The 9,332-nt window shown below is 74.5% G+C and carries 7 protein-coding genes and 1 pseudogene; 4 read left to right on the top strand and 4 right to left on the bottom strand.

Annotation, left to right across the window (positions count from 1 at the left end; translation table 11 throughout):
- Positions 1 to 44 precede the first annotated feature (44 nt).
- Together ACFVHI_RS33115 and ACFVHI_RS33110 are read right to left on the bottom strand one after the other, a co-directional pair.
- Positions 45 to 266, bottom strand: coding sequence for an acyl-CoA carboxylase epsilon subunit (locus tag ACFVHI_RS33115; RefSeq protein WP_350877317.1), 222 nt, complete (start codon positions 264 to 266; stop codon positions 45 to 47).
- Between the two features lie 24 nt (positions 267 to 290).
- A complete protein-coding gene (locus ACFVHI_RS33110) occupies positions 291 to 1,880 on the bottom strand; it encodes an acyl-CoA carboxylase subunit beta (protein WP_063349084.1) in 1,590 nt (529 codons plus the stop codon).
- A gap of 241 nt (positions 1,881 to 2,121) precedes the next feature.
- Between ACFVHI_RS33110 and ACFVHI_RS33105 the strand changes: the two genes are divergently transcribed.
- The 3 genes and pseudogenes from ACFVHI_RS33105 to ACFVHI_RS33095 all read left to right on the top strand — a co-directional run.
- Positions 2,122 to 3,015, top strand: coding sequence for a biotin--[acetyl-CoA-carboxylase] ligase (locus tag ACFVHI_RS33105; protein WP_063351348.1), 894 nt, complete (start codon positions 2,122 to 2,124; stop codon positions 3,013 to 3,015).
- Positions 3,016 to 3,184: 169 nt separating this feature from the next.
- Positions 3,185 to 4,309, top strand: coding sequence for an adenylate/guanylate cyclase domain-containing protein (locus ACFVHI_RS33100; protein WP_063349085.1), 1,125 nt, complete (start codon positions 3,185 to 3,187; stop codon positions 4,307 to 4,309).
- A 446-nt stretch (positions 4,310 to 4,755) separates the two neighbouring features.
- Positions 4,756 to 5,892, top strand: a pseudogene (locus ACFVHI_RS33095) (diguanylate cyclase domain-containing protein); the annotation flags it as partial.
- 612 nt (positions 5,893 to 6,504) lie between these two features.
- Here the strand turns inward: ACFVHI_RS33095 and ACFVHI_RS33090 are convergent.
- Positions 6,505 to 7,101, bottom strand: a complete 597-nt coding sequence (locus ACFVHI_RS33090; RefSeq protein WP_063349086.1) for a TetR/AcrR family transcriptional regulator — start codon at positions 7,099 to 7,101, stop codon at positions 6,505 to 6,507.
- A 127-nt stretch (positions 7,102 to 7,228) separates the two neighbouring features.
- On the opposite strand from ACFVHI_RS33090, the gene ACFVHI_RS33085 reads away from it, so the two are divergent.
- Complete coding sequence (locus ACFVHI_RS33085) at positions 7,229 to 8,428, top strand: macrolide family glycosyltransferase (protein WP_380345502.1); 1,200 nt, start codon at positions 7,229 to 7,231, stop codon at positions 8,426 to 8,428.
- Here ACFVHI_RS33085 and fdhD read toward each other — a convergent pair.
- Positions 8,418 to 9,302, bottom strand: coding sequence for a formate dehydrogenase accessory sulfurtransferase FdhD (gene fdhD, locus ACFVHI_RS33080; RefSeq protein ID WP_380345500.1), 885 nt, complete (start codon positions 9,300 to 9,302; stop codon positions 8,418 to 8,420). The two genes, ACFVHI_RS33085 and fdhD, sit on opposite strands and share 11 nt — an antisense overlap.
- Between the last annotated feature and the right edge of the window lie 30 nt (positions 9,303 to 9,332).

Raw genomic sequence — 9,332 nt, 5'->3', positions numbered from 1 at the left:
GGGTCTCGGGGCCGGGCCCCCCCCCCCACTCCGCACCGGGCGGATCAGCTCGCCCAGCCGGACGTCCGCCAGGCGTTGACGCCCGGGTGGACGGCCTGGCGGAACAGGCGGGAACGGTCGTTCCAGGGGGCGGCCGGGCCGGCACCGGCCCGGCGCGCCGCCTCGGCGGCGGCCTGCGCGGCGGCGGCCCGGGCCTGGACCACCGCCAGGACGGCGGCGAGCTCCTCGGGGGTCGGCTGCCCGTGCAGCACGTGGATCGGTGCCATGGCTCATTCTCTCCCGACGAGGGCCTACAGGGGGATGTTGCCGTGCTTCTTCGGCGGCAGCACCTCGCGCTTGCCGCGCAGCGCCCGCAGACCCCGGACGATGTGCCGGCGGGTCTCGCTCGGCGGGATCACCGCGTCCACGTAGCCGCGCTCGGCCGCCAGGTACGGGTTCAGCAGGGTGTCCTCGTACGAGGCGATCAGCTCGGCCCGCTTCTGCTCGGCACCGCCCGCCGCCTCGGCCTCGGCGATCTCCCGCCGGTGCAGGATGTTGACCGCGCCCTGCGCGCCCATCACCGCGATCTGCGCGGTCGGCCAGGCCAGGTTGAGGTCGGCACCCAGGTGCTTGGAGCCCATGACGTCGTACGCGCCGCCGAAGGCCTTGCGGGTGATCACGGTGATCAGCGGGACGGTCGCCTCGGCGTAGGCGTAGATCAGCTTGGCGCCGCGGCGGATGATGCCGTCCCACTCCTGCTCGGTGCCGGGCAGGAAGCCGGGCACGTCGACGAAGGTCAGCACCGGGATGTTGAAGGAGTCGCAGGTCCGGATGAAGCGGGCGGCCTTCTCGCTGGCGTTGATGTCCAGGCAGCCGGCCAGGTCCATCGGCTGGTTGCCGACGATGCCGACGGACTGGCCCTCGACCCGGCCGAAGCCGGTGATGATGTTGCCCGCGTACAGCGGCTGGGTCTCCAGGAACTCGCCGTCGTCGACGATGTGCTCGATCACCTTGCGCATGTCGTACGGCTGGTTCGCCGAGTCCGGCACGATGGTGTCGAGTTCGAGGTCCTCGTCGGTGACGGTGAGGTCCGCCTGCTCGGGGTAGGACGGCGGGTCCGACAGGTTGTTGGAGGGCAGGTACGAGAGCAGGCTCTTGACGTACTCGACGGCCTCCTTCTCGTCGGTGGCCAGGTAGTGCGCGTTGCCGGACTTGCTGTTGTGGGTGCGGGCGCCGCCCAGCTCCTCCATGCCGACGTCCTCGCCGGTCACGGTCTTGATCACGTCCGGGCCGGTGATGAACATGTGCGAGGTCCGGTCGGCCATCACCACGAAGTCGGTGATCGCGGGGGAGTACACCGCGCCGCCCGCGCAGGGGCCCATGATCAGCGAGATCTGCGGGATCACGCCCGAGGCGTGCACGTTGCGGCGGAAGATCTCGCCGTACAGGCCGAGCGAGACCACGCCCTCCTGGATCCGGGCGCCGCCGGAGTCGTTGATGCCGATGACCGGGCAGCCGGTCTTCAGCGCGAAGTCCATCACCTTGACGATCTTCTCGCCGAACACCTCGCCCAGGGAGCCGCCGAACACGGTGAAGTCCTGGGCGAAGACGGCGACCTGGCGGCCGTCCACGGTGCCGTAGCCGGTCACCACGCCGTCGCCGTACGGGCGGTTCCGCTCCTGCCCGAAGTTCGTCGAGCGGTGCCGGGCGAACTCGTCGAACTCGACGAAGGAGCCCTCGTCCAGCAGCTCCGCGACCCGCTCGCGGGCCGTCAGCTTGCCCTTGGCGTGCTGCTTTTCCACGGCCGCGGCGGAGCCGGAGTGCACCGCCTCGTCGAGCCTGCGCCGCAGGTCGGCGAGCTTGCCGGCGGTGGTGTGGGGGTCGTACGGCGCCTCGGTCATCCGGTGGCTCTCCCTGATCCATGGGCCGCGACCTGTTCGAGTGCGCGCGGGCCGGAGTGGGGGCCCGCGCATGAGGGCAGGGCGGCGCTGCGAACTACCGTTGGGTAGCGTAGCCAGCGCACCGGCCCGGACGTCATGTCCTGGCGTTATGGCCATCGACACAGTGTGTCAACGCGCGTTCTGCGGGACGATGGGGCGGCCTACGCCCCACGCGACCGGACAGGACCTAGTGTTCTGGACCATGACCGCACCCGACTCCCCCCGCCGCAGTGGACTGCGCGGTTTCGGCCACGCCGGGCCGTCGCCGTGGACCGACCTGGACCGCCCGCCGCTGGACGAGGCCGCGCTGCGCCGCGACCTGCTGGTCCCGGACGGGCTCTGGACCTCGGTGGACGTCGTCGCCGAGACCGGCTCCACCAACAACGACCTCGCCGCCCGCGCCCGGGCCGGCGCCCCGCAGGGCGCGGTGCTGGTCGCCGAGGTGCAGAACGCCGGGCGCGGCCGGCTGGAACGCCAGTGGAGCGCCCCGGCCCGCTCCGGGCTGTTCCTGTCCGTCCTGCTGCGCCCCGAGGAGGTGCCGGTCGAGCGCTACGGCTGGCTGCCGATCCTGGTCGGGGTGGCCACCGCCAGCACGCTGAGCCGGGTCGCCGGGGTCGAGGTCGGGCTGAAGTGGCCCAACGACCTCCAGGTGGAGATCGACGGCGCGGAGCGCAAGCTCGGCGGCATCCTCACCGAGCTGAGCGGCGGCGCCGTGGTCGCCGGGCTCGGCATCAACGTCTCGCTGCGCGAGCCCGAGCTGCCCGTCCCCACCGCCGCCTCGCTCGCGCTGGCCGGCGCCGAGGTCACCGACCGGTCCACCCTGCTGCGCGCCCTGCTGCGCGAGTTCGCCGGGCTGTACCGCACCTGGACGGCCGCCGCCGGCGACCCGCACACCAGCGAGCTGCTCCGCGCCTACGCGGACCGCTGCACCACGCTCGGCCGCCAGGTGAAGGTGCACCTGCCGGGCGACCGGGAGCTGGTCGGCGAGGCGGTGGCGATCGACGGCGACGGCCGCCTGGTGGTCCGCACCCCCGACGGCGCACGCCGGGCGGTCGGCGCGGGGGACGTCGTCCACGTGCGCCCCGAGCCCCGCTGAACGGCACTCTTCACCTCTCCTTGACCCGGGCTGATGCCCCGGATCACGCGATTCCGTGCGAACATTCCACCTGGCAGCGGTGTGAGGCGCGCCACTGCCCGCCGGGTGGCGGGCGCGCCCGGACAGGCAGGACACGAGGCAAGTGCGGCGACCGCACGGGGACGGACCGGTGGCAGAGGACGGCAGCAGCGGCGCGACATCGGGGACCCACGACCCCACGGTCGCGCTCGAACTGGAACGCCTGATCCTGGACGCGCCACGCCGCTACACCCCGTACCAGGCCGCGCGGGCCGCAGACGTCCCGATGGAGCTGGCGACCCGCTTCTGGCGGGCCATGGGCTTCCCCGACATCGGCCAGTCCCGGGCCCTCACCGACGGCGACGTGATCGCCCTGCGCCGGCTCGCCGGCCTGGTCGAGTCCGGCCTGCTCAGCGAGTCGATGGCGATCCAGGTGGCCCGCTCCACCGGCCAGACCACCGCCCGGCTGGCCGGCTGGCAGATGGACACCTTCCTGGAGAACCTCACCCAGGCCGTCGAACCCGGCCTGACCCGCGCCGACGTCGCCTACCCGCTGGTCGAGCTGCTGCTGCCGGAGCTGGAGCAGTTCCTGGTGTACGTCTGGCGCCGCCAGCTCGCCGCCGTCACCGGCCGGGTGGTCCAGGCCGCCGAGGACAACGAGATCACCAGCGGCCGCCTCGCCGTGGGCTTCGCCGACTTGGTCGGCTTCACCCGGCTGTCGCGGCGGCTGGAGGAGGAGGAGCTCGGCGAACTCGTCGAGACCTTCGAGAACACCTGTTCGGACCTGATCGCCGGGCAGGGCGGCCGGGTCATCAAGACCCTCGGCGACGAGATCCTCTACGTCTCCGAGGACCCGGTCACCGCCGCCGAGATCGCGCTCAGCCTGATCGAGGCCCTCGCCGAGGACGAGAGCATCCCCGCGCTGCGGGTCGGCATGGCCTTCGGCACGGTCACCTCGCGGATGGGCGACGTCTTCGGCACCACCGTGAACCTGGCCAGCCGGCTCACCTCGATCGCACCCAAGGACGCGGTGCTGATCGACGGCGAGTTCGCCGCCGCCCTGGAGCAGTACGGCAGCGTGGCCCCGCCGGACGCGGACGGCCCCGGCCTCGCCGAGGCGTTGTCGGCCGCCGCCGGGATGCCCGCCTCGGGCCTGCCGGTGCCGGGCCTGGACGCCGGGCACCGGTTCCACCTGCAGCCGATGTGGCGCCGGCCGGTGCGCGGGCTCGGGCTGGTCGAGCCGTGGCTGCTGTCGCGGCGGCTGAAGCCGGAGTAGGACTCCGCCCCTGCCCCTCCCGGGCCCTTCTCACGCCTCTCCCGGACTCTTCCCGGTCTCTTCCGGGCCCCTTCCGGTCTTCTCCTGTGCCCTTCCCGGCTTTTCCCGGGCCTTTCCGGCCTTCCCCGGCCTTTTCCAGGACGTGGCCCCGGGCCGGTCCCGATGCTTGGGGTGCCGAACGGTTGAAACCCGTACGGCCGGTTGCGGGTCCGCCCCGGCAAACGGGGCATAACCGAACGAAACCGCCATAGTCTTGGTGAAAGCGGCCGGGTGGGTGCGGCCGCCGTCGGGGGTCCGGCAGGACCGAGCACAGGGAGCGAGGCGAGCCGGTGAGCAGTGAGGCGATCATGACGGACCGCGGCTGCGACTGCGACTGCGGCGGCCCGCAGCCGGCCGGCCAACTGCCCGACCTGCGGCTGCAGTCCGTGGTCGAGCTGGCCCAGGACATGGCCGGCGCGCTCACCCCGCTGGAGGCCGTCCGGGCCGCCGCCGCCCGCGCCACCGAGGCGCTCGGGGCGACCATGGCGGCCGTCTCCGTCTGGGACCGCGAATCCGGCCGGCTCCGGGTCCTGGTCAACCACGGGGAGCTCGCGCCCGGCGAGGAGGAACTGCCCGAGGACGAGTCCTACCCCGTCGCCGACTTCCCCGAGATCGTCACCTATCTGGAGGAGCGCTGGACCACCGGGCGCCTCCCGCGGGCCTGGCTGCAGACCGCCGAGAACGCCGAACCGCACGCCGGGCACGCCCACCCCACCGCCGGCGCGTACTGCCAGGAACGCGCCGCGGCGCTGCGCCGGCGCGGCCGCGCCTGCTGCGTGGTCGCCCCGATCGTCCTGCACGGGCAGGCCTGGGGCGAGCTGTACCTGGCCCGCAGCGTCGGCAAGCCCGAGTTCTCCGCCGCCGACGCCGACTACGCGACCCTGCTCGCGGCCCAGATCTCGGCCGGCCTCGCCCAGACCGAACGCCTCGCCGACCTGCGCAAACTCGCCTTCTCCGACCCGCTCACCGGCCTCGCCAACCGGCGCGCCGTCGACACCCGGCTGGAGAGCGCCCTGACGGCGCACAACCGGGACAACACCGTGGTCTCGCTCGTCGTCTGCGACGTCAACGGCCTCAAGCGGGTCAACGACCAGCTCGGCCACGAAATGGGCGACCGGCTGCTCGAACGGTTCGCCCACCAGCTCTCGGTCGCCGCGGCCAAACTCCCCGGCAGCCTCGCCGCCCGCCTCGGCGGCGACGAGTTCTGCCTGCTCGCCGAAGGGCAGAAGGCCGACGAGGTCGTCGCCGTCGCCGAGGAGCTCTGCGCCCGGGCCCTCGCCCTGTCCGAGGGTGAGGGTGTCGCCTGCGGTGTCGCCTCCACCGGCGACTCCATCGGCCCGGTCACCACCCCCGACCGGCTCTTCCGGCTCGCCGACGCCGCCCAGTACCGGGCCAAGGCCGCCCGCGCCGCCCATCCCGTCGTCGCCGGGCGCAGCCACGGCCCCGGCTTCTCGCCCGACCCCACCGTGCTGCTCGCCGACGCCGCCGACCCGCACCACCGGGCCGACGCACGCGGCGCCCGCCCCGGCCGGGCCGGGGCGGGCGACCGGCGGCGCTTCCGGGGCGCCGCGCACAGCGCCGACCCGGGCCAACTGCTCACCGCCGTCCTCGCGGCCCTCGACCAGGCCGCCGCCGCCCGGGCCGTCCACCCCGCCGACACCCTCGGCAAGCTCGTCGTCGTCGCCGAGGCCTCCGCCCGGCTGCTCGACGCCGTCGGCTGGTGGGTCTCCTACGTCCCGCCCGGCTCCCACCTCATGCGCACCGCCCAGCACGCCGTCTACCGGATGACCAGGGGCCCCGGCAGCACCCGCGCCGAGACCCAGCGGGCCCAGATCGAGGCCCCGGACGCCGTCTTCGACCTGCGCCACTACCCGATGACCCGCCGCGCCGTCCGCGGCGGCGCCTTCGCCCTGCGCGCCGGCGCGGCCGGCAACGACCCGGCCGAGGAGGCCATGCTGGTCGTCTCCGGCTACCGCGGCATGGTCGCCGCCGGCGGCCAGAACCCGGCCGGCGGCTGGCTCGTCGAACTCTTCGCCGACGACGCCACCCTGCCGCTCGGCCAGGCGGCCTTCGCCATGCGCGCCCTGGTGGCCGTCGCCCTGGCGGGCGCGGCCTCGCCCCCGGTGGTGTGAGGCCGGGGCGGGTGGCCGGTGCGGTCAGGCCCGCCCGAGGGCGCGCAGGACCGCCTCGACCAGGCGGTCGGCGTGGGCGTGGTCGAGCGGGCCGAGGCGGTAGAGCCAGCGGTAGTGGAGCGGGCCGTAGAGGAGTTCGAGGGCGAGGTCGAGGTCCGCGTCGGGGGCGAGCTGGCCGGCCTCGCGGGCGCTGCGCAGGCGCTCGCGGGTGACGTCGAGGAGCGGGTCCAGCAGGCGGGTGCGGTAGTCGGCGTACAGGGCCGGGTCGTTGAGCAGTTCGGCGGTGAGGGCGCGGTAGGTGCGGTCGAGGGCGGGGTCGGTGAGTTCGTCGGCGGCGGGGCGCAGGACGGCCCGCAGGTCGGCGGCGAGGTCGCCGGTGTCGGGGAGGGCGAGGCTGCCCTCGTGCTCGTTGGCGGCGAGGAAGGCGTCGAAGACGACGGCGCCCTTGGAGGGCCACCAGCGGTAGATGGTCTGCTTGCCGACGCCGGCCCGGGCGGCGATCGCCTCGATGGTGAGCTTGCCGAAGCCGACGTCGGCGACGAGTTCGGCGGCGGCGGTGAGGACGGCGGCGCGGGAGCGTTCGCTGCGGCGGGCCGGGTCGGGGGCGGTTCTGTGGGCCATGGCGGAAATTCTAAGCGCAGCAGCGAGACGGACCGTATCGTCTTGACGTGGCGTCGGGCCCGGATCATGCTGAAGCGGCGCCAACGAGACGGACCGTCTCGTCTCATTCTGGACCCTGGAGGCCCCCATGACCCGCTCCGCGCACCCCGCCCACATCCTGATGGTCTCGATCCCGGCCCACGGGCACGTCAACCCCAGCCTCGCCGTGATCGCCGAACTGGTCGCCCGGGGCCACCGGGTCAGCTACGTCAACGACGCCTCCTTCGCCGGGGCCGTCGAGTCGACCGGCGCCCGCTTCGTCCCGTACCCGACGAGGCTGCCGCTCGCCGGCGGCCCGGACGCCTGGGAGGAGGACCCGGTGGCGCTCCAGGAGCTGTTCCTGGACGACGCCCTCGCGATGTACCCCGTCCTGCTGGAGGCCTTCGCGGACGACCGCCCCGACCTGGTGCTCTGCGACATCGCGGGCTTCGCCGGGCGGGCGCTCGGCGAGCGGCTGGGCGTGCCGGTGGTGCAGCTGTCGCCCACCTACGTCGGCTGGGAGGGCATCGAGCAGGACATGGCGGAGGTGTACGAGGCGATCCGCAACGGGCCAGGCGGCGCCGAGCACTACCGGCGGTTCGCCGACTGGCTGGCCGAGGCCGGGACGGTGGAGCGCGACGTGGACGCCTTCAAGGGTCGCCCGGCGCGGTCCGTCGCCCTGATCCCGCGTGCCCTGCAGCTCAACGCGGACCGGGTCGACGAGCGGCGCGTGACCTTCGTCGGACCGTGCTTCGGCGACCGCGCCCACCAGGGCGGGTGGCAGCGGCCGGCGCACGCGGAGAAGGTGCTGCTGGTCTCGCTCGGCTCCGCCTTCACCCACCAGCCCGCGTTCTACCGGGCCTGCGTCCAGGCCTTCGGCGGCCTGCCCGGCTGGCACACGGTGCTCCAGGTCGGCGCGCACACCGACCTGGCCGACCTGGGCGAGGTGCCGGACACCGTCGAGGTGCACCGGTGGGTGCCGCAGCTGTCGGTGCTCGCGCAGGCGGACGCCTTCGTCACCCACGCGGGCATGGGCGGCTCCAGTGAGGGGCTGTACCACGGCGTGCCGATGATCGCCGTGCCGCAGGCCGTCGACCAGTTCGCCAACGCGGACGCGCTGGTGGGGCTCGGCGTCGCCCGCCGCCTGGACACCGCGCAGGCGACCCCGCAGGCGCTGCGCGGCGCGCTGCTGGAGCTGGTCGACGACCCGGCGGTGGCCGAGCGGCTGAAGGCGCTGGCCGCCGCCGGCCGGGCCGAGGGCGGCACCGCCCGCGCGGCGGACCTGATCGACGCCGAGCTCAGGGGGTGACCGGCGCGGCGGGGGAGGGCGTGGCTGTCGAGGGCGTGGCGGGGGAGGGCGAGGCGATCCGGTCCGGCCGGGTGTAGACGTTCGCGCCCTCCCCGCGCAGGAAGCCGACCAGGGTCAGGCCCAGCTCCTCGGCGAGGTCCACCGCGAGCGAGGACGGCGCCGAGACGGCCGCCAGCAGCGGGACGCCCGCCAGCGCGGCCTTCTGGGTCAGCTCGAACGAGGCCCGGCCGCTGACCAGAAGGACGTGTCCGGTCAGCGGCAGCCTGCCCTCGCGCAGCGCCCAGCCGACCACCTTGTCCACCGCGTTGTGCCGCCCGACGTCCTCGCGGGCGCAGAGCAGGTCGCCGGTGGCGGCGTCGAACAGGCCGGCCGCGTGCAGGCCGCCGGTGGACTCGAAGGTGCGCTGGGCGGCCCGCAGCCGCTCCGGCAGGCCGTACAGCAGGGACGGCGGGACGGTGAGCGGGTCCTCGCCCACCGGGTGGCGGACGTGGGTGCGGACGGCGTCCACGGTGTCCCGGCCGCACAGGCCGCAGGCGCTGGTGGTGAGCAGGTTGCGGTGCGCGGACAGCGGCAGCGCGCGGGCGGCGCCGCGCAAGGTGGCGTCGACGACGTTGTAGGTGTTGGCGCCGGACTCGTCCGTCCCGGCGCAGTACCGCAGGGCGGCGAGCTCCTCGGCGGTGTGCACCAGCCCCTCGCCGACCAGGAACCCGGCCACCAGGTCGAAGTCCTGCCCGGGGGTGCGCATGGTGACGGTCAGCGGCTCGCCGCCGAGCCGGATCTCCAGCGGCTCCTCCGCCGCCAGCGAGTCCGGCCGCACCCCGCGCTCGTCCCCCCGCAGCCGCACCACCCGGCGCCGTGCCGTCGCCCGCGTCATCGCCCTGCCACCTCCGTGCGTGTCCGTGGG

It is taken from the genome of Kitasatospora sp. NPDC127121 (assembly GCF_042677305.1).
In the GTDB taxonomy this organism is placed as follows: Bacteria; Actinomycetota; Actinomycetes; order Streptomycetales; family Streptomycetaceae; genus Kitasatospora.
This window is presented reverse-complemented; position numbering and strand designations above follow the sequence as displayed.

Bases quoted from the DNA above. Each gene is read 5' to 3' on its own strand.
- ACFVHI_RS33115 (WP_350877317.1), bottom strand. From the start codon at position 266: ATGGCACCGATCCACGTGCTGCACGGGCAGCCGACCCCCGAGGAGCTC.
- ACFVHI_RS33110 (WP_063349084.1), bottom strand. From the start codon at position 1,880: ATGACCGAGGCGCCGTACGACCCCCACACCACCGCCGGCAAGCTCGCC.
- ACFVHI_RS33105 (WP_063351348.1), top strand. From the start codon at position 2,122: ATGACCGCACCCGACTCCCCCCGCCGCAGTGGACTGCGCGGTTTCGGC.
- ACFVHI_RS33090 (WP_063349086.1), bottom strand. From the start codon at position 7,101: ATGGCCCACAGAACCGCCCCCGACCCGGCCCGCCGCAGCGAACGCTCC.
- ACFVHI_RS33085 (WP_380345502.1), top strand. From the start codon at position 7,229: ATGACCCGCTCCGCGCACCCCGCCCACATCCTGATGGTCTCGATCCCG.
- fdhD (WP_380345500.1), bottom strand. From the start codon at position 9,302: ATGACGCGGGCGACGGCACGGCGCCGGGTGGTGCGGCTGCGGGGGGAC.